Annotated in this window: 21 protein-coding genes; 11 read left to right on the plus strand and 10 right to left on the minus strand. The window is 66.1% G+C overall.

Features of this window, described 5'->3' with window-relative positions; genetic code table 11:
* Positions 1-137: 137 nt before the first annotated feature.
* The 4 genes from JWN03_RS30700 to JWN03_RS30715 form a co-directional block, all read right to left on the minus strand.
* Positions 138-2,357, minus strand: coding sequence for a transglycosylase domain-containing protein (locus tag JWN03_RS30700; protein ID WP_297622292.1), 2,220 nt, complete (start codon positions 2,355-2,357; stop codon positions 138-140).
* 109 nt (positions 2,358-2,466) lie between these two features.
* A complete protein-coding gene (locus JWN03_RS30705) occupies positions 2,467-3,366 on the minus strand; it encodes a carbohydrate ABC transporter permease (RefSeq protein ID WP_297622294.1) in 900 nt (299 codons plus the stop codon).
* Entirely contained in the window at positions 3,366-4,340 is a 975-nt protein-coding gene (locus JWN03_RS30710; RefSeq protein ID WP_297622398.1) for a carbohydrate ABC transporter permease, read from the minus strand. Before JWN03_RS30710 ends, JWN03_RS30705 begins: the two co-directional genes overlap by 1 nt.
* A 105-nt stretch (positions 4,341-4,445) precedes the next feature.
* Positions 4,446-5,747: an ABC transporter substrate-binding protein gene (locus JWN03_RS30715; RefSeq protein ID WP_297622295.1), complete on the minus strand. Its 1,302-nt coding sequence runs from the start codon at positions 5,745-5,747 to the stop codon at positions 4,446-4,448.
* Between the two features lie 235 nt (positions 5,748-5,982).
* Between JWN03_RS30715 and JWN03_RS30720 the strand changes: the two genes are divergently transcribed.
* Positions 5,983-6,810, plus strand: coding sequence for a DUF2786 domain-containing protein (locus JWN03_RS30720; RefSeq protein ID WP_297622296.1), 828 nt, complete (start codon positions 5,983-5,985; stop codon positions 6,808-6,810).
* Positions 6,811-6,861: 51 nt separating this feature from the next.
* The gene (locus JWN03_RS30725; RefSeq protein WP_297622297.1) at positions 6,862-7,368 is read left to right on the plus strand and encodes a TIGR04338 family metallohydrolase; all 507 of its coding nucleotides are present in this window, start codon (positions 6,862-6,864) and stop codon (positions 7,366-7,368) included.
* 18 nt (positions 7,369-7,386) lie between these two features.
* On the opposite strand, the gene JWN03_RS30730 is transcribed toward JWN03_RS30725, so the two are convergent.
* Complete coding sequence (locus JWN03_RS30730) at positions 7,387-8,370, minus strand: o-succinylbenzoate synthase (RefSeq protein ID WP_297622298.1); 984 nt, start codon at positions 8,368-8,370, stop codon at positions 7,387-7,389.
* A 540-nt stretch (positions 8,371-8,910) separates the two neighbouring features.
* Here JWN03_RS30730 and JWN03_RS30735 point away from each other — a divergent pair.
* Both JWN03_RS30735 and JWN03_RS30740 read left to right on the plus strand, forming a co-directional pair.
* Positions 8,911-9,399, plus strand: coding sequence for a hypothetical protein (locus JWN03_RS30735; protein WP_297622299.1), 489 nt, complete (start codon positions 8,911-8,913; stop codon positions 9,397-9,399).
* 24 nt (positions 9,400-9,423) lie between these two features.
* Complete coding sequence (locus tag JWN03_RS30740; protein ID WP_297622300.1) at positions 9,424-9,759, plus strand: hypothetical protein; 336 nt, start codon at positions 9,424-9,426, stop codon at positions 9,757-9,759.
* Positions 9,760-9,761: 2 nt separating this feature from the next.
* Here JWN03_RS30740 and JWN03_RS30745 read toward each other — a convergent pair whose 3' ends face one another.
* Positions 9,762-10,400, minus strand: a complete 639-nt coding sequence (locus JWN03_RS30745; RefSeq protein WP_297622302.1) for a Uma2 family endonuclease — start codon at positions 10,398-10,400, stop codon at positions 9,762-9,764.
* A gap of 107 nt (positions 10,401-10,507) precedes the next feature.
* Entirely contained in the window at positions 10,508-11,677 is a 1,170-nt protein-coding gene (locus JWN03_RS30750) for a thiolase family protein (protein ID WP_297622305.1), read from the minus strand.
* Positions 11,678-11,773: 96 nt separating this feature from the next.
* Between JWN03_RS30750 and JWN03_RS30755 the strand changes: the two genes are divergently transcribed.
* Positions 11,774-12,265: a winged helix-turn-helix transcriptional regulator gene (locus tag JWN03_RS30755; protein WP_441343087.1), complete on the plus strand. Its 492-nt coding sequence runs from the start codon at positions 11,774-11,776 to the stop codon at positions 12,263-12,265.
* Positions 12,266-12,332: 67 nt separating this feature from the next.
* Here the strand turns inward: JWN03_RS30755 and JWN03_RS30760 are convergent, their stop codons facing one another.
* Positions 12,333-13,403: an ABC transporter ATP-binding protein gene (locus tag JWN03_RS30760; protein WP_297622308.1), complete on the minus strand. Its 1,071-nt coding sequence runs from the start codon at positions 13,401-13,403 to the stop codon at positions 12,333-12,335.
* 241 nt (positions 13,404-13,644) lie between these two features.
* Here JWN03_RS30760 and JWN03_RS30765 point away from each other — a divergent pair, with 241 nt between their 5' ends.
* From JWN03_RS30765 to JWN03_RS30775, 3 genes are all read left to right on the plus strand, one after another.
* Complete coding sequence (locus JWN03_RS30765) at positions 13,645-14,439, plus strand: LLM class F420-dependent oxidoreductase (protein ID WP_297622311.1); 795 nt, start codon at positions 13,645-13,647, stop codon at positions 14,437-14,439.
* A 286-nt stretch (positions 14,440-14,725) separates the two neighbouring features.
* Positions 14,726-16,507: an ABC transporter substrate-binding protein/permease gene (locus JWN03_RS30770; protein WP_297622313.1), complete on the plus strand. Its 1,782-nt coding sequence runs from the start codon at positions 14,726-14,728 to the stop codon at positions 16,505-16,507.
* Positions 16,504-17,229, plus strand: a complete 726-nt coding sequence (locus tag JWN03_RS30775) for an amino acid ABC transporter ATP-binding protein (protein WP_297622315.1) — start codon at positions 16,504-16,506, stop codon at positions 17,227-17,229. The genes JWN03_RS30770 and JWN03_RS30775 overlap by 4 nt, the downstream gene beginning before the upstream one ends.
* A gap of 118 nt (positions 17,230-17,347) precedes the next feature.
* Here JWN03_RS30775 and JWN03_RS30780 read toward each other — a convergent pair whose 3' ends face one another.
* Together JWN03_RS30780 and ggh are read right to left on the minus strand one after the other, a co-directional pair.
* A complete protein-coding gene (locus tag JWN03_RS30780) occupies positions 17,348-18,076 on the minus strand; it encodes a glycoside hydrolase family 25 protein (RefSeq protein WP_441343088.1) in 729 nt (242 codons plus the stop codon).
* Positions 18,077-18,191: 115 nt separating this feature from the next.
* Entirely contained in the window at positions 18,192-19,532 is a 1,341-nt protein-coding gene (gene ggh / locus JWN03_RS30785) for a glucosylglycerate hydrolase (RefSeq protein ID WP_297622317.1), read from the minus strand.
* A gap of 208 nt (positions 19,533-19,740) precedes the next feature.
* Here ggh and JWN03_RS30790 point away from each other — a divergent pair, with 208 nt between their 5' ends.
* The 3 genes from JWN03_RS30790 to JWN03_RS30800 all read left to right on the plus strand — a co-directional run bounded on the left by JWN03_RS30790 (position 19,741) and on the right by JWN03_RS30800 (position 22,278).
* A complete protein-coding gene (locus JWN03_RS30790; RefSeq protein WP_297622319.1) occupies positions 19,741-20,445 on the plus strand; it encodes an SDR family oxidoreductase in 705 nt (234 codons plus the stop codon).
* Positions 20,446-20,608: 163 nt separating this feature from the next.
* A complete protein-coding gene (locus tag JWN03_RS30795; RefSeq protein WP_441343090.1) occupies positions 20,609-21,415 on the plus strand; it encodes a polysaccharide deacetylase family protein in 807 nt (268 codons plus the stop codon).
* Positions 21,416-21,486: 71 nt separating this feature from the next.
* Positions 21,487-22,278 (plus strand): polysaccharide deacetylase family protein, encoded by a 792-nt coding sequence (locus JWN03_RS30800; RefSeq protein WP_297622323.1) that lies wholly within the window; start codon positions 21,487-21,489, stop codon positions 22,276-22,278.
* Positions 22,279-22,323: the final 45 nt, after the last annotated feature.

The following is a 22,323-nucleotide window of genomic DNA, read 5'->3' on the forward strand; positions in this document are numbered from 1 at the left end:
TCCGACCCCACCCTGCTCCCAACCCGCATCCTGCCACCGATGTCCGGAGTCGATGGCACCGGTGGCCGTTTCCACAATATCCGTGGCCGGGGGCGGATGGGTCCGGTAGTCGCGATTCATGATCAACAACTCTGTGGCTAACCGGGAACGGGGATGCTGAGGCCGGGGAAGATCTCCACCTGCCGTGGCGCCGGGGCGGGTGGAATCACCACCACCGGTTCCTGTTGCGGTCCCGGAGCCGGGTTGAGAATGTCGTAATTGCCATTGGCCGGCGGCGCGCCGGACAGCGGATTCGAATTCGGGAATTGCTCGATCGGTGAGCCTCCCAGTGCGCCGTCCATGGTCTGCTTCCAGATGTCCGAGGGCAGGCCGGAGCCGTAGACGGCCGATCCGCGTGCGGTGTGAATCGGTTGCGACTGTTCGGTTCCCACCCACACCGCGGTGGACAGCGAGGGGGTGAATCCGACCATCCAGGCGTCCTTGTTCTGCCCGGTGTCGCCCAGCTGGGTGGTGCCGGTCTTGGCTGCCGACGGCCGCCCGGCCGCGAGATTGTGATTATTGGAGTAGGCGGCGATCGGCAGCATGGCCTGCGTCACGGTATCGGCCACCGCGGCCTGGATGCGCTGTTCGCTCTTCTGCGGATCGGCCCCGCGATCCAGCAGCACCCGGCCGTCGCCCGTCATCACCTTCTGCACGAAGTAGGGCGCGCGGTACGCGCCGGACGCACCGATGGTGGCATACGCGGAGGCCATATCGATCGGCCGCACCGAATACGCGCCCAGCACGATGGCGGGCAGCGGTGCTGCGCCGTCCTCGGACAGCGATTTACCGGCCACACCGGGAATCTGGTCGGGAATGCCGGCCTGATGTGCCGCATTGGCAATGGCTTTCGGGCCCTCGAACAGACTTTGCGTGAGCCGGTAGAAGCTGGTGTTGAGCGAGCGCTTGAACGCCTCGCTGAGCGGGCAGGTGCCGCAGGATTCGCCGCCGACATTCTGGATCTTCTCGCCGTTGACGGTGACCGGTGCGCTGTCGAGCGGGTAGGACATCGTGATGCCCTGCTGCAGCGCCGCCAGCACCGCGAAAGTCTTGAAGGCGGAACCGGTTTGCAGCGGCGCCTGCGCGAAGTCCATGCCGATGCCGTCGGGTCCGCCGTAGTACGCGCGCACTGCGCCGGAACGCGGATCGACCGACACCACGGCGGTGCGCAGTTCGCCCGGCTGCCCGCCCATCACAGTGCCGACGGCATCGAGCGCGGCCTGCTGGGCGCGGGCATCGATGGTGGTGATGATCTGCAGCGCACCGGTATTGAGTTCCTGCTCGCTGATGCCGGAGGAGCGCAGTTCGCGCAGCACCTGGGTGCGGATGAGTCCCTCCGGGCCGCGCGGGATGCTGTCGTCGATTTGGGTGGCGGGCACGATGACGGGGAATTGGACTGCGGCGCGGTCGTTTTTGGTGAGTGCGCCCATTGTCACCATGCCGTCCAGCACGTAGGTCCAGCGGTTGCGCAGCTGATCCAGATGGGTTTCCGGATCCAGCAGCGACGGTGTGCGCACCACGGAGGCGAGCATCGCGCCCTCGGCGACGGTCAGCTCCGGTACCGGCTTGCCGAAGTAGGCCTTGGCGGCGGCGGAGATGCCGTACGCGCCGCGGCCGTAGTAGATGGTGTTGAGGTACGCGGCGAGGATGTCGTCCTTGCTCCATTCGCGGGACATCTTCGCGGAGATGATGAGCTCGCGCATCTTGCGGCTCAGTGTCCGTTCGGAACTCAGGAAGGCGTTCTTCACATACTGCTGGGTAATGGTGGACCCACCGCCGGCGTCCTCCTTGCCCAGCAGATTGTCCCGGGCGGCGCGGGCGAAGGCCGCGGTGGAGAAGCCGGGATTGCTGTAGAAGTTGCGATCCTCGGCCGAGAGCATGGCCAGGCGCACCGGTTCGGGGACGTCGGTGAGCGGTACCGGAATCCGATTGCCTTCCGGCGGAACGACCTTCGCGATGACGCTGGTGCCGTCGGCGGCGAGGATGGTGGCGATCTGATTGGTCTGTACCGCTGCCGGATCGGGGATCTCGGCGCTCCAATAGGCGAGTCCGAGCAGCAGGGTGGGTAAGACGAAGAAGATCACGAACAGTGCGGTGATCACCTGCCGAATGCGTTGACCGCGCGTTCTGGGTGTGCGCGGCCGTGCCGGACGTGGTGCGGCCGTGGACTTTTCGGCTGGTTTCGGGCGCCGCCGCGGTTTGCTGCTTTGCCCGGTCTGCTTGGGGAGGGGGCTGGTCGGGAGCTCGTTCCACCCTGCCAGGGTGTCGTACGGCGCAGGTTGTTCACGGCGCCGCTTACGGGACGAGCTCACGAGCATCTCCTTCCGGAGCGTCGACAAAGCTTGCGTACTTCAGCGCCGCAGACGCGGCGCGACCCATGCTAATGGACGCATGGGCCGCGCTCTGTCATTCCGGGTGTACGCGGGATCAGCTCTTGACGCCGCCTGCGGTGAGACCGGAGATGATGCGGCGCTGGAACAGCAGCACCATGATCACCAGCGGAATCGAGACGATGGTGCCCGCGGCCATGATCGCCGCGTAGGGCTGGACCAGCGGATCGTTGCCGGAGAATCGGGCGACGGCGACGGTCACCGGTTCGGTCTTGTCGCTGGAGAGCAGGCTCGCCAGCAGGTATTCGTTGACTGCCGCGATGAAAGCCAGAATCGCCGTGGTGAATACGGCGGGCGCGGCCAGCGGCAGCATGACCAGCCGGAAGGCCTGGAAGCGCGAGGCGCCGTCGATGCGCGCGGCTTCCTCCAGCTCCCAGGGCAGTTCGGTGAAGAACGATGCCAGGATGTAGACGGTCATGGGCAGCACGAACGAGATGTTCGGGATGATCATGGCCTGGTAGTGGCCGATCCAGCCGAGATCGGTGAACAGCTGGAACAACGGCGTCACCAGCACCACGACCGGGAACATGGAGGCGCTCAGAATGAGCCCGGAGACCACGTACTTGCCGCGGAAGGTGAGTCGCGCCAGCGCGTAAGCGGCCATGACGCCGATGAGCAATGCGACAGCCGTGGTGATCGAGCCGATGACAACGCTGTTGACCAGTGCGCGCCCGAAGTTGTTGCCGCGGTCGGTGTCGAAGGCATTGCGGAAGTTCTGAAAGGTGACGTGTGTCGGCCACGGCGTGTTGTCGAAGGTGTAGACCGGATCGCGCAGCGCGGTGACGACCATCCAGTAGAACGGTCCCAGGCCCCAGACCAGGACGATGAGTGCGCCCAGGTAGACGCGGCCGGAGGCGAGTCGTTTGGTCCACGGAACTGCTTGCCCGGCAGGGGCTTTCGGCTTCGACACGGTCTCGGTCGCCAGATCGGTGCTCATCAGTGCGCCTCCCGCTGTTCTTCCTGGGTGCGAACCGCATTGGCGCCCAATACCTTCACCAGCAGGAACGCGACGGCGAAGATGAGCAGGAAGGTGATGATGGACAGTGCCGACGCGCTGTTGGGGCCCTGGCGCACCTGATCCACCACCAGCATGGAGATGGTGCGGGTGTGCGGGCTGTTCTGCGTCATGATGGCCGGCAGGTCGTACAGGCGCAGCGCGTCCATGGTGCGGAACAGGATTGCCACCATGAGCGCCGGTTTCAGCAGCGGCAGCGTGATATTGGTGAAGCGCTGCCAGGCCGAGGCGCCGTCCACGCGGGCGGCCTCGTACACATCGCCCGGAATGACCTGCAGGCCCGCCAGAATCAGCAGCGCCATGAACGGGGTGGTCTTCCACACGTCGGCGGCAATGACCGCGAAACGCGAGGGCCACTCGGCGGCGGTCCACAGGATGTGGGTGCCGAGTACCCGGTTCACCACGCCGTCGTACTGGAACATGAACTCCCACAGCCGCGCGGTGACGGCGGTGGGGATGGCCCACGGGATGAGCACGGCGGCGCGCAGCAGGGCGCGGCCCTTGAACGTCTTGCCCATGATGACGGCCATGCCGAGCCCGATGCTGGCCTCGAGCGTCACCGTGACCACGGTGAACAGCAGGGTGATGGCGATGGCCGTCCAGAACGACGCGCCGAGATTGCCGGTGGGGCAGTCGACCGTCTGGCCGAGCGAATCGGTGCACTGCTGCAATATCCAGTGCGTGTAGTTGTCGAACCCGGCGCTGCCGCCCTCGGTGAACATGCCGGTGGACTTGTCGAGGCCCTGGTCCTTCTGGAAGGACATCCACACGGCGCGGCTGACCGGATAGCCGATGACGACGGCCAGTGCCAGCAGCACCGGGCTGACGAACAGCCACGCCTTCGCCGACCCGCCCAGGGCGGATCGGCGTTTCGGTTGCGGCGGTGCGGATTTCATGGTCTTGCCAGGCAGGTCGGGCGTCGCGACATCGGTCGCTCCCGAAGGACGTGACACCGTTTTCTTCTCCTACGGGACTCGAGCGTTATCCGCACTGCGTCGAGACTACGAACCGGCGGTCTCGATGCCCTTCTGCATTCCGACAATGGCGTCGTCTACGGATTTGGTGCCGGTCAGAGCAGCATATGCGTTGTCCTGGATGGCCTTCGACACCGCCGGGTAGAACGGGGTGACCGGACGCGGCACGGCCGAGGCGATGGAATCCTTCAGCGCGGGCAGGTACGGCATCTTGGCGATGAGGGCCGGATCGTCGTAGACCGAGGCCCGGACGGACGGCAGCGCACCCTGGGCGATGATGTGCTGAGCGTCCTCGCTGATCAGGTAGCGCAGGAAATCCAGTGCGGTGGCCTTGTTCTTGGAGAAGGCGCTGATGCCCGCGTTGTAGCCACCGAGGGTGGAGGCGCCGATACCGTCCTTGCCGGGCAGCGGGGCGACCGCGAACTTGTCCTTCACCGCGGAGGCGTCCGAGCCCGCGTCACCGAAGCTGGAGGGCCAGCCGCGCATGAACATGAGCTTGCCGCTGACGAAGGCGTTCTGGCTCTCCGGCTCCTTGAAGGAAATCGCTTCCTTCGGGATGTCGCCGTTCTTGTAGGCGTCGACCAGCACCTGCAGGCCGGCGCGCGCCTGCGGGCTGTTCACGGTGGGGGACTTGCCGTCCGGGCCGACGAAGCTGCCGCCGAAGGCATTGATGAGTTCGGCGGTGTTCACCGTCAGACCCTCGTAGGGCGCGAACTGACCGGCGTAGCAGCCGATTCCGGCGTCCTTGGCCTTCGGGCACGAGGCCAGCAGTTCGGTCCAGGTCTTGGGCGGCTCGGGAACCAGATCCTTGCGGTAGAACAGCAGGCCACCATTGGTATTGCGCGGCGCGGCGTACAGGGTGCCGTTGTAGGTGGCACTGGCCACCGGCGGCGACAGCAGGGTGGAGGTGTCGATCGCGAAGGAGTCCTTCAACGGCTGGATCCAGCCCTTGGCGGCGAACTCCGCGGTCCACGGCACGTCGAGCGCGACCACGTCGTAGTCGGACTGCTTGGCGCGCATGTGCTGCACCAGGTCGTCGTACTGCTGGGAAGCGTCGTTCGACTGCTCCTTGAACGTCACCTTCTCGTCCGGGTGCGAGCTGTTCCACCGGTCGATGAGCTGCTTGACCGCACCGGTTTCGGTGGTGTCCTTGCCCTCGACATAGGTGATCGGGCCACGCCCGGTGAGGTTCTGCGAGGTGGCGTTGCTGCTCGAGTCACTCGAGCAACCCGCGGCGAATGTCGCGGTGAGCAGCGCAGCGGAGGTGATAGCCACCGCAGCGCGCGGAATCAGCGACGATCGTAGGGACGACACCTTCTTCAAAACCATCTTTGATACTCCAGGGTCGAGACGTGAGCGGCGGCACACTCAGCCGGTTGCACAAGGGAAGATACATGGTTGCGCTAACGTTCGTCGGAGCTACCTCGTGGTTCGTGGCCCGTCTCGGTCTGGACTGCGGCTCCATAGACCTGCGCCTTGGAGCGGGGGAGCGAAGCGGAGGAGCGGAGGAGGGAAGACCGAGACTCCCAGGGCCACGAACCCGCCGGAGCGAAGCGGAGGCAAATTGGGTACAGACAAACTACTGACACGTATCGGTGGATTGCTGCGCCAAGCCGAATCCACCGACAACGAGCACGAGGCCGAGGCGTTTCTCGCTGCCGCGCAGAAGCTCGCGACCAGGTCTTCGGTCGATCTGGCGGTGGCGCGCGCGCATATCGCGGGCCGGGAGCGGCGGCCGACGCCGATCCAGCGGGTGGTGCCGATCGGCGAGCCCGGCAAGAAGGGGCTGCGCACCTACGTGCAATTGTTCGTGGCCATCGCGGCCGCCAATGATGTGCGCTGTGATGTGGCGCGGTCCTCGACGACGGTCTACGCCTACGGTTTCGACACCGATATCGACACCTGCGAGGCGCTCTACAGCAGCCTGCTGGTGCAGATGGTGCGGGCGTCGGATCAGTACATCAAATCGGGGGCCTACCGGACCGCGACCACCGAGAAGGTGGTCGCCGAAACCCGGTGGGGCCGTACCGTGCAGCGCCGGGTGCAGGCGCCGGTAGCCGCAGTGACCGCGCGCCTGAATTTCCAGATGGCCTTCGCCGCGCGCATCGGACGCCGGCTGGGCGAGGTCAAGACCGAGGTGGAGGCCGAGGCGGTGCGCACCGAAACCGTTTCCACCGGAACAGCATTGGCGTTGCGCAACAAGGAGCTGGAGCTCACCGACTTCTACACCAGCACCTCCGAGGCGCGCGGCACCTGGCGCGGGCCGCAGGCGTCGGCGGGCTATTCGGCGGCCGCGCGCCGGGCCGGAGACCGCGCGGGCAAGGCGGCACGTTTGGGCACGGCCCCCGAATTGGACGGCGCTCGCGGGCAATTGCCGCGCGGCGGACAGTGAGCCATCACCCGGTGGCAGGCAACCATCGGCTGGCCGGAAACGGGCGCGGCGGTGCGTGATTCGCAACGGGCTCAGGTGTACGACGCGGAAATGCTGGTACGCGGAGTATTCGAGCGCGCCGACGAATTCGGGGCGCGCACGGTGGAGGTACTCGGTTCACAGGTGACGCTGCCGATCGAGCGAAAGTTCGCCTCGGTGGAATCGGTGCAGAGTTATGTGGATCGGGTGCTCGCATTGAATTGGGTACGCGCCCAATGGGAACGGTCGGAAACCCCGATTCTGGTGCGCGCCCGGGCCGGTGCGAAGGCGGCCCACTACGAGGCCGAAGGAGCTGTTCTCGCTGTTCCGCTGCATGTGCACGGCCGCGCGTGGGCGCTGCGGGAATTGGTGATCCTGCACGAATTGGCGCATCACCTGGACCCCGATCACGCCGGAACCGCGGCGCACGGACCGGAATTCTGCGGCCGCTATGTGGAATTGGCGGAGGGCGTCATAGGGCCGGAAGCCGCGCTTCTCCTGCGCACCACCATGTACTCCTGTGGCGTCCGAATTACCTGACCCGCACCATTGCCCGCCCTATTCCAGGTGGCGGCGAACACGAGTGAGGCGGCTGTGCCACCAGGCGGTCCTTTCCGGGTCCGGGTGCCGGTAGCGCTTCAGCAATTCGAGGCTGGGGGTCGGCGGGGTGGCCGGGACCGCGAGGTAGCCGTCCACCGGGCGCAGGGACTCTGGGACCAGATCTCCGGTGAAGAGGGAGAGGGTGTCCAGACCGCACGCGAAGTCGAGTTCTGGAAGTGTTGCGGCCAGGGCGATCTGGGCGGAGAGGCCAACGCTGGTCTCCAGTGCCGAGGAGACGATGCAGGGCAATCCGGCAGCTTCGGCGACCTGCAGTGCCCGCCGGACTCCGCCCAGCGGTGTGCATTTCAACACCGCGACATCCGCCGCGCCCGCCACCGCGACCCGCATCGGATCCTCCGCGCGCCGAATGGATTCGTCAGCGGCAATACGCACATCCACCCGCCGGCGCACGGCAGCCAGCTCCTCGATGGTGCGGCACGGCTGCTCGACGTATTCCAAACCCCCTGCGGCCCGGTCGATCTGCTTGATGTGCTCGACCGCCGTTTCCACATCCCACAGCCCATTGGCGTCGACCCGCACCGCCCCGCCGGGCCCCAGCGCCTCCCGAGTAGCCGCCACCCTGTCGAGATCCTCCGCCAGCGACCCCGGATGATCGGCAACCTTCACCTTCGCGGTCCGGCACCCCGACGCGGCAACGATCTCCCGAGCCCGCTCCGGTCCAACGGCCGGAACAATGCAGTTCACCGGCACCCGATCCCGCACCGGCTCAGGCCACCCGATGGTCACCTGCTCCACCGCCGTAGCAAGCCAGGCAGCCGCCTCCCGATCGTCGTACTCGGGAAACGCACAGAACTCCCCCCACCCGAGCGGCCCGGGTATCAACATCCCTTCACGAACCGTGATCCCGCGAAACCGAGTCCGCATCGGAATCGCATAGACGATCGCAGCATCGAAGTCCGGGGCACCAGCGCTCTCGTTCATTAACCGAGCACCCTACTCAGCGGACGTACGGGCCGGGCCGCAGCCCGGTACCGGTACCGAAAACTGTTTCGGCCCAACCGATGGACGCGCACACTGGGCATAGCCGAACGCGGAGCTCGCGGGAATCGGAGTGGCGGTGGGCGCGCGACACGGTGAGAATGCCGGGAGAAGACGATCGACCGGGGGAGCCCAAATATGTATCCGCCCAATGAACCGCGACGGCCAGGGGCGGATGGCCCTCGCCCGAATCCCGCCCGCCCGCCGACGCCGACGCCGCCGCCGGGACCGGGTGGTCCGGTGCCGCAACGGAATCCAGGCGCGCCCGGACGTCAGCAGCCCCCGCTCGGTCCGGGACGCCCGCAGGGACCGGGCGGTGCGGGGCAGCCGCGGGGGCCGGGAGAGCCGGTGCCGCAGCGGAATCCGGGCGGGGCGGTCCGGCCGCCGAGTCCCGGAAGTTCCCGGGGTGCAGGTGGGCCAGGCGGTTCGGTGCCACCGCAGGGGCCAGGCGGCCACATTCCTCCGCAGGAGCCGGGCCGCGCGGTGCCGCCATCTGGGGCGGATGCGGCCGAAACGGTGAAGCACAACCTGCCACCTGGTGATTCCGGCGTGAACTCGGTGGTGGCGCCGGGGCCGAATCCATTGGTGGCAAAGGAGACTCGGGTGGGGCGGGGCCTGGTCGGGCGCACGGACGTACTGCTGGCGGCGGTGCTGTTCGTGGTGGATATCGGTATTGCGGCGCTGTTTGCCTATGACCTTTTCGGTAAGGCATTCGGGCTGATTCATAACCGGTGCACTGCGAAGAAGGATTTCTCGGTGCAGTGCGAGGCGATTCGGCCTGCCGGATCTGCCCTGTGGGGCTTGCTGATTGCGGGCGGTGGCATGTCGCTGGCCCTGGGTGCGGCGCTGGTGCTGGCCGCGGTCGCGGCCATGACGGGGCGGCGGGCCTGGTGGTGGACTGCGGCGGCGCTGCCGGTGATCGCGGTGTGCGGGGCGATCGGACATGTTCTGGTCGGCAACGCCGTCGGGTGACGCGCGGGCGCGCATGCTGGAGGGATGGCGGAGTGGTGGCGGCCGCCCATGCGCTGGGCCGATCTCGCTATCTCCACGCTGATCTATATCGCGGCATGCGGATCGGCCTGGGTGATAGCGGGTTTCGTGCCGGACTACCACGTGCTGGCCCGCGGTTCAGGTGATCCGCGCTACCTACCCGTTGCCTACGCCGTCGGCTGGTTCGGCATCGCCGTAACCCTCATGCTGGTCCCCCTGTGGATCCTCCGCGCCGCCCAATGGCGCCAACGCTCCTGGACCACCGCACTACTCGCCTTTCCCATGCTCATCGAAGCCTGGGTCCTCGGCCTCCTCACCGCCATAGTGGCAGTGTCGATCTGAACTCAGTCGAGCCCCTCGTCCAGCTCTTCCCAGGTGAGCCTGGTCTCGAAGGGAACCAGGGTGTCGATGGCCGCGCCGAAATCATCGGTTCGGGTTCGGTGTCCGTTGGACACGTATTTGCCTTCGGAATTGAGCGTGAGCATCTCGATGGAGACTGCCGGGCCGTCGTCGTTGGCCATCCGGACAATCCAATAGTGCTGGATACCGTACCGGGCGTACTCGGCCCGTTTGTCGATGGTGTCAGCCGTGACGGTGGTGGGCGACACCACCTCGACCGCCAGAATCGTGTCGGCGACCGTCGGTTTGGTTTTCCAGCGATTCCGAGGCTGTTCGATGCACCGGTAGACGATGGCATCGGGCCGCTTGTAGTGGAAGGGAACCTCCGATACCAGCATGTCGATGTCACGGTTCACACGCAGGCACGGCTGCCGATTCGTTCGCTTCGCCTCGCCATCGGCCAGCGCTCGTTCGATATTGCGAGAGACGATGTTGTGATTCGGGGACGGCGATTCACAAAAGACGATCATCCCGTCCTTGATCTCGACCGTCCGGGACACGTCCTCGGGCATTTCCAGATAGTTGTCCATGTCGACGGGCTGGCTGTAGGTCTTCGGTGAAGACCAGTCGAACGCTTCCGACACAGTGGTCATCCTTCGGCTCGGGATTCCCCGTTATCGTACGTCGCCCACTGTGGCGGAAGCGTGCCTGGACCACTGTGTTTGTGGCTTTCCGGCACCTGCGGCTGCTGTCAGAGGCGTTCGTAGAGGGTGGCGTTGGCCAGTCCGCCTGCCTCGCACATGGTTTGCAGGCCGTAGCGGGCGCCGCGGTCGTGCATGGCGTGGACGAGGGTGGTGGCGAGGCGGCTGCCGGAGGCGCCGAGGGGGTGGCCGATGGCGATGGCGCCGCCGTTGACGTTCACCTTGGACAGGTCGGCTCCGGTCTCGTGGGCCCAGGCCAGCACTACCGAGGAGAAGGCCTCGTTGACTTCGAAGAGGTCGATGTCGGAGAGCTGGAGGCCGCTGCGCTGCAGGACTTTCCGGGTGGCGGGGATGACCGCGGTGAGCATGAGCAGCGGGTCGTCGCCGGCGACGGCGAAGCTGTGCACCCGGGCCAGGGGGGTCAGGCCGAGCTGGGCGGCGCGTTCGCTGGTCATGATGAGTACCGCGGAGCTGCCGTCATTGATCTGACTGGCATTGGCGGCGGTGATGTTCCAGCCGATCTGCGGGAAGCGGGCGGCCATTTCCTCGCTGTAGTACGCGGGTCGCAGTGCGCCGAGCGTCTCCAGCGTGCTGCCGAGGCGGATGCCCTCATCGGTGGTGAGTGTGCCGAGGGGTGCGAGCTGGGCTTCGAAGGCACCGTCCTTCGTTGCGCGAGCGGCCTTTTCGTGGCTGGCGAGCGCGAACTCGTCCAGCTGACCGCGCGACAGTCCCCACTTCGCGGCAATGAGTTCGGCGCTGATGCCCTGCGGCACCAGCCCTTCGGGATACCGTTCGGCGAATCCGACGCCGGCGATGTCTTCCGCGCCGATCAGATTCGCACCCATGGGCACCCGGCTCATGGATTCGACGCCACCCGCGACCACGATGTCGTAGGCGCCGGCGATGACGCCCTGCGCACCGAAGTGGATGGCCTGCTGGCTGCTGCCGCACTGCCGGTCCACGGTGGTGGCGGGCACTGATTCCGGATATCCGGCGGCGAGCGCGGCCCGCCGGGTGAGGTTGCTGCCCTGTTCACCGACGGCGGTGACGACGCCACCGATCACATCGTCGATGAGTTCGGGATCGATTCCGCTGCGCCGGACCACTTCGCGCAGGCTGTGCGCGAACAGGTCGGCGGGGTGTACGCCGTGCAGGGCGCCGTTGGCCTTGCCCTTGCCGACCGGTGTGCGTACCGCTTCGACGATGACTGCGTCTCTCATGGCTGATCCTTTTCGGAGTAGCTGGCTTCATTGCCCTAATGTCAGGCTACGAGCTGACAATAGTTAGGGCAAGTCAGCTTGTGTATGATGTACCTCATGTCCGTCGTGATGGAAGGAAAGCTCAGCGATCTGAGCGCATGGAAGCCTGAGGGCTGCTCGATCGCCAAGGCCCTGGAGATTGTCGGCACCCGCTCAGCGATTCTCATCCTGCGCGAGGCCTACTACGGCACCACGCGGTTCGACGGCTTCGCCACTCGCGTCGGCATCACCGATGCCGCCGCCTCCAGCGCGCTGCGCAAACTGGTCGATGCCGGACTGCTGGAGAAGCGCCCCTATCAGGAGGAAGGTAAGCGCACCCGGCACGAATACGCGCTCACCACCATGGGTTTGGATCTGCTGCCGGTCGTGGTCGCGCTCTGGCAGTGGGGCGACACCTACCTGCAGGACGGTGCGCCGCCGCTGGAGCGCGTCGAGGATGCCACCGGTGAACCGGTGCGGGTCGAAATCCGCAGCGCCTCGGGACATGAAGTGCCGCTGGAACATCTGCGCGTGCGCATCAACAAGAACTGGCGACGCCCCAAGAAGTGAGGGGCGACAAAAGACTGGCGCCGCCCTCGGAAGTGGGGGCGACGCCAGTCGGGTGGTGCGGGAGCCGTCAGTTCAGGCGGCGGCCGTCTTCGGGACCGAAGAAGTAGATGTGCTCGGCATCGGTGGTGAGGCTCAGGCTCGCGCCCTTGGCCGGCGGATTGCGCCAATCCGCGCGCGCCACAATGGTTTCCCCGTCACCGTGGGTGCGGCCGTAGATATAGGCGTCGGAGCCGAGCTCCTCCACCACATCGACCTCCATGCCGATGCCTTGACCGTCGCTGACCGGCTCGAGATGCTCGGGCCGCACACCGACCACGATCGTCGGGCCGGCGGCGTCGGCGACCGTGCGCGGCAGCTCGAACGTGTGGCCGCCGACGATGACGGCGCCGTTCTCGATCGGCAGCGTGAACAGGTTCATGGCGGGCGAGCCCATGAATCCGGCCACGAACAGGTTGGCCGGATTGCGGTACAGATCGCGCGGGGAAGCGCACTGCTGCAGCAGCCCGTCCTTGAGCACGGCCACCCGATCACCCATGGTCATGGCCTCGACCTGGTCGTGGGTGACGTAGACGGTGGTGGTGCCGAGCCGGCGCTGCAGCTGGGCGATCTGGGTGCGGGTCTGCACCCGCAGCTTGGCATCCAGATTGGACAGCGGCTCGTCCATGAGGAACACCTGCGGCTGGCGCACGATGGCGCGGCCCATGGCGACCCGCTGGCGCTGACCGCCGGAGAGCGCCTTGGGTTTCCGGTCCAGGTACGGCTCCAGATCCAGCAGTTTGGCCGCCTCCAGCACCCGCTGCTGGCGTTCGTCCTTGGCGACCTTGGCCATCTTCAGCGCGAAGCCCATATTCTCGGCGACGCTCATATGCGGGTAGAGCGCGTAGTTCTGGAACACCATGGCGATATCGCGTTCCTTGGGCTCGGCATGGGTGACGTCCCGATCGCCGATGAGAATGCGACCGTCACTCACCTCCTCCAGGCCCGCCAGCATGCGCAGCGAGGTGGATTTGCCACAGCCGGACGGACCCACGAGAACCAGGAATTCGCCGTCGGCGATCTCCAGATTCAGTTCGTCCACAGCAGGTTTGGCCGATCCCGGGTACAGCCGGGAGGCCTTGTCGAAAGTCACCGTAGCCACGGTGCACATCCCTTCACCGGCAGGAACGTGCCGGACGATCCGAGTAGAGGGGTTGTCCCAGGGCATCGAGCCCGGGTCCCGCGCACGATATCAGGATGCTTGTCAGCGTGTCGGGAGTGCGAAGCCGATGCGCGGCGCGACCGCACCGGCAGCTCCCGGTAGCCTCGGAATCGGACTTTCGCCCGAGTCTGTCGGGCTACCAGATCAGTTCATGAACATCAGCCTGAGACGAGGAGCGACTATGAGTCGATCGGTTCGCATCGGAGTTCAACTGCAGCCGCAGCATGCGCCCAATTACGGGCTCGTTCGTGATGCGGTGCGCCGGGCCGAGGACGCCGGTGTGGACATCGTCTTCAACTGGGACCACTTCTATCCGCTCTACGGTGATCCCGAGGGCGCGCATTTCGAATGCTGGACCATGCTCGCCGCGGTCGCCGAGCAGACCGAGCGGGTCGAGCTCGGCGCACTGGTCACCGGTGGCGGCTACCGCAATCCGGATCTGCTGGCCGATATGGCTCGCACCGTTGACCACATCAGCAATGGTCGCTTGATTCTCGGCATCGGCGCGGGCTGGTTCGAGAAGGACTACGACCAGTACGGATACGAATTCGGTACTGCCGGAAGCCGTCTGGAACTTCTCAAGGAGTCCATGGCCCGCATTACCGACCGCCTGGCCAAGCTCAACCCGCAGCCCGTCCGCGATATCCCCATCCTCATCGGCGGTGGCGGCGAGAAGAAGACGCTGCGCCTGGTCGCCCAGTATGCCGATATCTGGCACACCTTCGCCGATCTCGAAGTGCTGAAGCGCAAGTCCGGCATTCTGGCCGACCACTGCACGGCGGTCGGCACCGATGTGGGCCGCATCGAGAAGTCGGTGGACTGGCCCGGCGCCGACAAGGCAGCCGACTTCGTCGCGCAGGGCGCAACCCTGTTCACGGTCGGCACCGGCGGCCCGGACTACGACCTGACCGGCGTCAAGGAAGCTATCGCCTGGCGCGACCAGTTCAACCCGGAATCCGTGGAGGGAATCGCCTGAGCGGCATGAACTCCAAGTTCGCGGCCCGCCCGGTTCTGGACTGCGGCTCCATAGACCTGCGCCTTGGAGCGGGGGAGCGAACGGCTCCATAGATCTGCGCCTTGGAGGAGCGGAGGGAGGGAAGAACCGGGTAACAGGGCCGCGAACCCGCCGGAGCGAAGCGGAGGCCAAAGATACAGACTCGAGCTGACCGCAACTCTAGATTTGCTGGTGCCCCCCACTAGGGTGGTTTGTCATGGTTTGCTTGCGCACGGCCAGGTCCCGACGGTACGGCCGTCGACCTCGCATGCTGTCGATCGCGGGGGTGTTGCTGGTCGCCCTGGGTGCCGTCACCCTCGGTGCCGGGCCCAGTGCCGCGGCGCCCAGTGGCGCCGATCTGTGCTCGCCGCCGGGGATATCGGCGGCCAGTGCGGCGCCGACCAATCTGGCGAGCGGGCAGCAGTCCCCGTCCTCGGACAAGTACACGACGGCCACGACCGAGCCGCTCGATCGCATCGATGTGAAGAAGCTCGGGCTGCTCACGCCGGGCAAGCTCAGCGTCGGCACGCTGTCGGACGCCCCGCCGAGCATCTGCGTGAATTCGCAGGGCGTCTACACCGGCTTCGACAATGAGCTGTTGAAGGCGGCTGCCGCCAAGATCGGCGTGCAGGTGGAGTTCACCGGCACCGATTTCGCGGGCCTGCTGGCGCAGGTGGCCAATAATCGCTTCGATGTGGCGTCCTCCAGCATCACCACCACCGATGCCCGCCGCCGGCTGGTCGATTTCACCAATGGCTACGACTTCGGCTACTTCTCGCTCGTCGCGCCGAACGGCAGTGCGGTCAAAGCCTTCTCGGACCTGAGCGGTAAGACGCGCATCGGCGTGGTGCAGGGCACCGTACAGGACGAGTACGTGGTGAACGAACTGCACCTGGATCCGGTGAAGTTCCCCGACTACAACACCGCCTACGCGAATTTGAAGACCGGGCAGATCGATGCCTGGGTGGCCCCGTCGCAGCAGGCCATCGGCACCATCAAGTCCGGCGATCCGGTATCGATCGTGCAGAACACCTTCAGCCTCAACAACTTCACCGGCTGGGCGGTGCGCAAGGGCAATCAGCCGCTGACCGATGCGCTCAATGCCGGTCTGGACGCGGTGATCGCCGACGGCACCTACGCGAAGCTGTACGAGAACTGGGTGCCGCGCGAACTGCCGCCGGGCTGGAAGCCGGGCTCCAAAGCCGTTGCCGCCCCGCAGCTCCCGGACTTCGACAAGATCGCCGCCGACCATGCCGGTGATCACACCGGCCAGGCCGCGGTGGCGCCGAAATCCACGCTCGCGCAATTGAAGGACACGTTCTTCGATTGGTCGCTGTACCGCAAGGCTTTCCCGGACCTGATCAAGACCGGTCTGCCGAATACCCTGATCCTGGCACTGGTTTCGGGTGCGCTCGGCACGGTGATCGGCATGTTGCTGGCGGTCGCGGGCATCTCCCGCACCCGATGGCTGCGCTGGCCCGCCCGCGTCTATACCGATATCTTCCGCGGCCTGCCTGCGGTGGTGATCATTCTGATCATCGGCCTGGGTGTGGGCCCGGTGGTCAAGAACCTCACCGGCAATAATCCGTACTGGCTGGGTGTGGTGGCGCTGGCGCTGCTGTCTTCCGCCTATATCGGCGAGATCTTCCGCTCCGGCATCCAATCGGTGGAGGCGGGTCAGCTGGAGGCGGCTCGCGCCATCGGCTTCGGCTACCGGCAGTCGATGTCGCTGGTGGTGATTCCACAGGGTGTGCGCCGGGTGTTGCCCGCGCTCATGAACCAGTTCATCGCGCTCATCAAGGATTCCTCGCTCATCTACTTCCTGGGCTTGCTCGCCACCCAGCGGGAGCTGTTCGCGGTGGGCCGGGATCTCAACGCGCAGACCGGAAATCTGTCGCCGCTGATGGCCGCCGGTCTGATGTACCTGGTCCTGACGGTGCCGCTGACACATCTGGTGAACTACATCGACCGGCGCCTGCGCACCGGCCGGGCCGAGAAGGCGATCGAACCGGTCGAGCAGACCGTGACCACGGAAGGGCGTGGAGCATGAGTGCCTCCCTCACCGGTACCGACCTGCATGTGACGCTGGGCAGCAATGAAGTGCTGCGCGGCGTGGACATTCACGTGGATGCGGGCAAGACCACCACCGTCATCGGCCCCTCAGGTTCCGGTAAGTCGACGCTGCTGCGGGTGCTGAACCGCCTGCACGAGCCGACCAAGGGCGACATTCTGCTCGACGGCACCTCGGTGCTGAAGGACGATCCGGATAAGTTGCGCCGCCGGATCGGCATGGTGTTCCAGCACTTCAACCTGTTCCCGCACAAGACGGTCGCGGAGAATATCGAGCTGGGTCCGCGCAAACTGCACGGGCTCTCGAAGGAGCAGGCGCGCACCCTGGCCATCGAGCAGTTGGCGGCGGTGGGTCTGGCCGGCAAGGCGGACGCCCGCCCCGCCAACCTCTCCGGCGGTCAGCAGCAGCGCGTGGCGATCGCGCGGGCGCTGGCCATGAAGCCGCAGGTCATGTTTTTCGACGAGGCCACCTCGGCGCTGGACCCCGAACTGGTCAAGGGCGTCCTGGCGCTCATTGCCGACCTGGCCGAGGGCGGCATGTCGATGATCGTGGTGACGCACGAAATGGGCTTCGCCCGTTCGGTATCCGACAAGGTCGTTTTCATGGACCACGGCAAAGTGGTCGAATCCGGCACGCCCAATGCGCTTTTCGACAATGCCGAAACACCCCGTCTCCGGCAGTTCCTCTCCCAGGTCCTGTAACCACCTACCGTCACCTGGCAAGCCGCCCACCGTCATCCCGGCATGCTTTTGGCCGGGATCCATGGTGAACCAATTGGTTCCGGTGGATCCCGGCCAAAGGAACGCCGGGATGACGACGTCAGCTACTGCCGAGGTTGGGCATATTCGCGAAGCGGCCGAAGTCGCCCTGGGCTCCGCTGTAGGCGTTCAGGTCGGTGCCGCCGTTGATGCCGGGGACATTGCCGGAGTCGGTGTACTGCCAGAACGTCCAGGCAGGCCAGCCGCCCGGCACCTCGGGACCGTCATTGCCGCGGTAATCGGCGATCCACAGTGGGTACCTGGTGAATTCATTGGAGTCGCCCATGGCGGTCTGCCAGAAGCGCGGATAGGTGTAGATGATCGGGGTGCGACCGGTCAACGCCTGCACCGTATTCAGGTACCGATGCGTCCAGTCGATGAGCCCGCCGGGCGACAACCCGCCGGCGTCCTCCATATCGAGCACCGGCGGCAGATCCAGCGGCCCGTTCTGGCCGAGCGCGACCGCCGCGTAGAGCGCGGCCTGCGGTTCGGGCGGCAGGGCCGGGCGCGCGAAGTGATAGGTGCCGCGTGCCACGCCCGCCGTGCGCATGAGCACGCTGTCCGGGATGAAGTAGGGGTTGACGTAGTTGAGGCCCTCGGTGGCCTTGACCATGGCGAAGTTATTGCCGGAGGCGCGCACCGCGAACCAGTTGATCATGGTGCCGTTCAGGTGCTGCCAGGACGACACATCAGGGCCGCCGGCATCGGCCGCTGCGGGAGCGGCCGACATTGCTGAAAGAATGCTGGCCGCCGCGAAGGCAACCAGGCCCAGCTTGTTTCGTCGAACCATGCCAGGGGACGCTATGTGGGCTTTTCCTCATTGCCTATGGAATCGCCCGCGTGTTGTCCAAGTGTTAGCTGAATCTCAGGTACGTGGCGGTTTCAAACCCGAGCGGCCGGGCACCCTAGCCCAGCCAATCGAGCACCGAGGCCGCGGTCCAGGACTGCTGCATGCTGCCCAGCGGTTCACCGGTGAAGGGCTCGAAATACTCGGCGAAGGTGCCGTCACTGGCCTGCCGCAGCCCTTCCGCCCGCAGCATGAACGAGCGTTCCGCCCAGCCGTGACGGGCGAAGACCCAGGAAAACAACCAGCTCATCACCGGCCAGACCGGGCCGCGCCAGTACTCGCGCGAGCGAAAGTCCCTGGAGACCGGTGAGGTTGACGGCGGCAGCGCGTACCGCAGGTCCGGATGGCCGCACCAGCGCGGCCCCTCGAACAGGCGCAGCAGGCGGCGTTCGGCATCGCGGGTCAGTCCGCCGCTGAGCAGGGGCGCGAAGCTGGCGAGGGTTTCGGTATCGATCCACCGATCGGCGCGCAGATCGAAGTCGCGGGCGACGCCGGTGCGGGCATCGGTGGTGGCGATCACCCCGGACCGGAAGTAGTCGGCCCATTCGTAGAGCTCGCGCACATCGGCGTGCGGCTGCTTGTAGTCCTCGCCGATATTGGCGAGCACATCGCAGGCCAGCGCGAAGATGGCGGTGACGAAGACGTCCTCGACGGCGAAGCTCATGGTCGAGGCCAGTTGATAGTCGTCGTACCCGGCGCGGCGCATCTGTTCGACCAGCCACATGTACCGGTCGTACTCGCGGTCGGTGGGCCGCTGTGTCGGATCCTCCACCACGTGCAGATCGGCGCGCTCATAGGGCGGCAGGTCCGCACCGGGAATCACATTGGCGTAGGCGCGATCCCAGCGCGGTGAGTTGTCCATCCCGGATTCCCAGCCGTGGTACAGCGTGATTCGCCCGTGCTGCTTGGGATCTCGCGCATAGGCCAGCCAGCGGTGCCAGCGCATGAGATCCGGCCAGCGGCGCTGCAGGAACTCCTCGGCGGTCGCCCGTGTCGAGCGCCCGTGCCGGCGCGAATGGTCCAGAATCCGTTGCACCGCAATGGCATGCACCGGCGGCTGGGTGATGCCGGAGGTGTCCGGACCGTCGGGTGCGTCGGCGGCCAGCTTGCGGCACTCCCAGCGCGCGGGGCCCGGGAAGTAGCCGTCCACGCCATTGGCGAAGACGATGTGCGGAATCATGCCGTTGCGCCACTGCGACGACAGCAGGGTGTCGAGTTCGAGGGTCGCGCGCTCCACACTCAGCGGGGCCAGTCCGACCGCGACGAACGCGGCGTCCCAACTCCACATGTGCGGATACAGCTTGGGGGCCGCGCTGGTCATGGTGCCCAGATCGTTGCCGCGCAGCAGATAGGCCGCGCGGGCCGCGAGCTGTGTCGGCGTGAAACCCGGGTGCGTCATCGCCCTATTCTGCGACGGAACTTGCAGGTATGCGCGGGGGGCATCCCGCGCTGGGTGGCCGGGGGACGCTGCGGGGTCGCCGAGGGACGCTATGTCCGGTACAGACGCCGGATCGCCAGATTGCACTTTGTTCGCCTTCTTGTGATTCGAACGCTGCTGTGCCTAGCCGAAGCATCGCCGTTCGACCCCGCCCGGTTACGGTGATCGCATGGCGAATTCCGCGAAGACCAGCAACGAGCGACCGACCGCGCTGATCACCGGAGCGAGCCGCGGCCTCGGCGCCGCCATTGCCCGGGAACTGGCGCCCACCCACCGGCTGCTGCTTGGCGCACGCACGCCGGAGGCGCTGGAACCGATCCTGAGCGAACTGCCCGATGCCACCGGTTGGCCGGTGCAGCTGACCGACTATCCGGCGGTGGCCCGCGCGGCGGAGTCGATCGAGCGGCTGGACGTACTGGTGCACAATGCCGGGGTCGCCGACCTGGGAACAATAGCCGATTCGTCCGTTGCGCAGTGGCGGAATACGTTGGAAGCCAACCTGATAGCGGTATCGGAGCTGACCCGGGTGCTACTGCCCGCGCTGCGCGCCGCGCACGGTCATGTGGTGCTGATCAATTCGGGAGCGGGACTGCGGGTGAGCCCCGGCTGGGGGGTGTACGCGGCCAGTAAGTTCGCGCTGCGCGCCTTCGGTGATGCGCTGCGTCAGGAGGAATTGGACTTGCGGGTCACCTCGGTGCATCCGGGCCGCATCGACACCGATATGCAGCGCGCACTGGTCGCCGGTGAAGACCGCGAATACGAGCCGAAGGAGTTCCTCACTCCGGAAACGGTGGCGTGGGCGGTCCGGAATGCGATCGAAACCCCTCGCGATGCGCACCCCACCGAAATCGTGCTGCGGCCGATTCCGCGCTGACGATCACGCGGCGATCGGACCTCATTGCGGCTGTGTCGGATAACACCACTTTGTGGTTGTGTGCGAACGCACACTGAGAGCAGCCTGAACGTTTCGGATGAATTCAGATCCTTTCGCACAGAATTGGTGCCCGGTTCATCGGAACTCGATATAACCGAACATGATGGATAGAAGACGGCTGCTCACCCTGCTCGCGGTGGGCACCGCGGCCGCGCTCACCGGCGGCAGCGAAGCTCAGGGTGATCCGATCGACAGCGGATCCGCAGGTGGAGGACCGGTTCAGCTGCCCGGTGTGCCATCGCCGACCCCGCGTCTGCTGCTCCCACCGCCCGGCGGGCCGAAAACTCCGATCGGCCGGGGCACAATTACCGGGCTTCCCGGAACCGGCAGCAGTATGGCGCTCACCGTCGATGACGGCGCGAGTCCCGAGGTGGTCGGCGCATACATCGAATTCGCGCGGCGCACCGGTGCGCGTTTCACCTTCTTCGTGACCGCGTATTACGAGTCCTGGTCCATTCACCGCGATGCCCTGCGGCCGCTGGTGGATTCCGGTCAGATCCAGCTCGGCAATCACACCTGGAATCACCCCGATCTGACCACGCTGTCCGCGAGCGCGGTCGCCTCGCAGCTGGATCAGGCGAAGACGTTCCTGCGCAATACCTTCGGTGTGGACGGGTCGCCCTACTATCGCCCCCCGTACGGCCGCCACAACAGCACCGTCGACAAGGTGGCCGCCGACCTCGGCTACACCGTCCCCGTCATGTGGTACGGCTCGCTGTCGGACTCCGGTGTGATCACCGAGCAGTACCTGATCCAGTGTGCGCAGCAGTATTTCAATGCGCAGACGATCGTCATCGGCCACGCCAATCATCCCGCGGTCACGCACTGCTACGACCAGATGGTCGACATCATCCGCGAACGCAATCTCGCCATGGTCACGCTCAATGACGTACTGGCGCCGCCCGGGTGAGTTCGTAATCTCCAGGGGGAGTGGATCGTCCGGCGCCCACCGGCGGCGGAGTGAGTTGAAGAAGGTCGATAATGGACAGACGACGGCTGCTGACGCTGCTGGCGGCGGGCACCGCTGCCACCCTGCTCGGGAGTGGTGAGGCGAACGCTGACTTCCCCTTCGATAACGGGTCCTCCGGCGGGCTGATCCCGCCGAATCTGATTCCCGGAGTAACGATTCCGCCGCTCGCGCCCCGCGCCGCCATCGGTCCGGGCACCATCAACGCCCTGCCGGGCGCCGGCAACAATATGGCGCTCACCATCGACGACGGGGCCAGCTCCGAAACCGTGGGCGCCTACCTAGAGTTCGCCCGCCGCACCGGAGTCCGCCTCACCTTCTTCGTGACCGCCTACTACCAGTCCTGGATGGACCACCGGGATACCTTGCGTCCTATGGTCGATTCGGGTCAGATCCAGCTGGGCAACCACACCTGGGACCACCCGGACCTGACCAAGATCTCGGCCGGGGCGATTTCAGATCAGCTGGAGCGCGCGAAGACCTTCCTGTGGAACAACTTCGGCACCAACGGCACGCCGTACTACCGCCCGCCTTACGGCCACCACAATGCAACCGTCGATCAGATCGCCGCCGACTCCGGTTATGTGGTGCCCACCATGTGGTACGGCACCCTGGAGGACACCAACAAGGTCATTAACGAGGACATGCTGCTCAACGCCGCCCGCCAATGGTTCCGCGCCCAGTCGATCGTCATCGGCCACGCCAACCGCCCGACCGTGACGCACATCTTCGATCAGCTCAACGACATCATCCGAGAGCGCAACCTCGCCACGGTCACCTTGAACGACGTCCTCGTATTGACCTAGGCGCCAGCGCTGCCCCGGCCGCCCCCGCCCTCGAGTTCGTGGCCC

The organism is Nocardia sp. (genome assembly GCF_025465275.1).
Lineage (GTDB): Bacteria > Actinomycetota > Actinomycetes > Mycobacteriales > Mycobacteriaceae > Nocardia.

Coding starts and splice junctions, on each gene's coding strand:
- JWN03_RS30730 (WP_297622298.1), bottom strand. CDS start 8,370: ATGAACGAGAGCGCTGGTGCCCCGGACTTCGATGCTGCGATCGTCTAT.
- JWN03_RS30715 (WP_297622295.1), bottom strand. CDS start 5,747: ATGGTTTTGAAGAAGGTGTCGTCCCTACGATCGTCGCTGATTCCGCGC.
- JWN03_RS30800 (WP_297622323.1), top strand. CDS start 21,487: ATGGACAGACGACGGCTGCTGACGCTGCTGGCGGCGGGCACCGCTGCC.
- JWN03_RS30750 (WP_297622305.1), bottom strand. CDS start 11,677: ATGAGAGACGCAGTCATCGTCGAAGCGGTACGCACACCGGTCGGCAAG.
- JWN03_RS30765 (WP_297622311.1), top strand. CDS start 13,645: ATGAGTCGATCGGTTCGCATCGGAGTTCAACTGCAGCCGCAGCATGCG.
- JWN03_RS30790 (WP_297622319.1), top strand. CDS start 19,741: ATGGCGAATTCCGCGAAGACCAGCAACGAGCGACCGACCGCGCTGATC.
- JWN03_RS30755 (WP_441343087.1), top strand. CDS start 11,774: ATGTCCGTCGTGATGGAAGGAAAGCTCAGCGATCTGAGCGCATGGAAG.
- JWN03_RS30700 (WP_297622292.1), bottom strand. CDS start 2,357: ATGCTCGTGAGCTCGTCCCGTAAGCGGCGCCGTGAACAACCTGCGCCG.
- ggh (WP_297622317.1), bottom strand. CDS start 19,532: ATGACGCACCCGGGTTTCACGCCGACACAGCTCGCGGCCCGCGCGGCC.
- JWN03_RS30780 (WP_441343088.1), bottom strand. CDS start 18,076: ATGGTTCGACGAAACAAGCTGGGCCTGGTTGCCTTCGCGGCGGCCAGC.
- JWN03_RS30795 (WP_441343090.1), top strand. CDS start 20,609: ATGGATAGAAGACGGCTGCTCACCCTGCTCGCGGTGGGCACCGCGGCC.
- JWN03_RS30710 (WP_297622398.1), bottom strand. CDS start 4,340: ATGAAATCCGCACCGCCGCAACCGAAACGCCGATCCGCCCTGGGCGGG.
- JWN03_RS30740 (WP_297622300.1), top strand. CDS start 9,424: ATGGCGGAGTGGTGGCGGCCGCCCATGCGCTGGGCCGATCTCGCTATC.
- JWN03_RS30775 (WP_297622315.1), top strand. CDS start 16,504: ATGAGTGCCTCCCTCACCGGTACCGACCTGCATGTGACGCTGGGCAGC.
- JWN03_RS30770 (WP_297622313.1), top strand. CDS start 14,726: ATGCTGTCGATCGCGGGGGTGTTGCTGGTCGCCCTGGGTGCCGTCACC.
- JWN03_RS30705 (WP_297622294.1), bottom strand. CDS start 3,366: ATGAGCACCGATCTGGCGACCGAGACCGTGTCGAAGCCGAAAGCCCCT.